The sequence below is a fragment of the Cupriavidus sp. SIMBA_020 genome (assembly GCF_046535395.1).
Classification (GTDB): domain Bacteria; phylum Pseudomonadota; class Gammaproteobacteria; order Burkholderiales; family Burkholderiaceae; genus Cupriavidus; species Cupriavidus campinensis.
The window spans coordinates 1-255 of sequence record NZ_JAWRWU010001104.1 but is presented as its reverse complement, the minus strand read 5'-3'; the positions used below and the strand labels follow the sequence as shown (position 1 = coordinate 255).

1 protein-coding gene is annotated in these 255 nt (G+C 72.5%); it reads right to left on the bottom strand.

Annotated features, from left to right (window positions below; translation table 11 throughout):
• Nucleotides 1-255: Tm-1-like ATP-binding domain-containing protein (locus SB751_RS32930; protein WP_410749371.1), on the bottom strand; the 255-nt coding region annotated here is incomplete at both ends.

Genomic DNA, 255 nt, shown 5'->3' with positions numbered 1-255 from the left:
CGGGCGAACAGGGGGTCGTTGATGTGGCACGGCACGCGCACCAGGCGCCGGTCTGCGGTCTGCACCAGGCGCGACTCCAGGGCCTCGAACAGCGCGGCGTCGGCCTGCGGATCCCAGAACGCCTGGCCCGGCGCGTCCAGCGCCGAGACGCCGCCTTCAGGGATCAGGAAGCGCACGGGGCCGTCGCAGCGGTTCAGCCGCTCAGCGATCCATTCGCCCTGGCGGCGGTTCTCTTCCGCCGTGGTGCGCATCAGC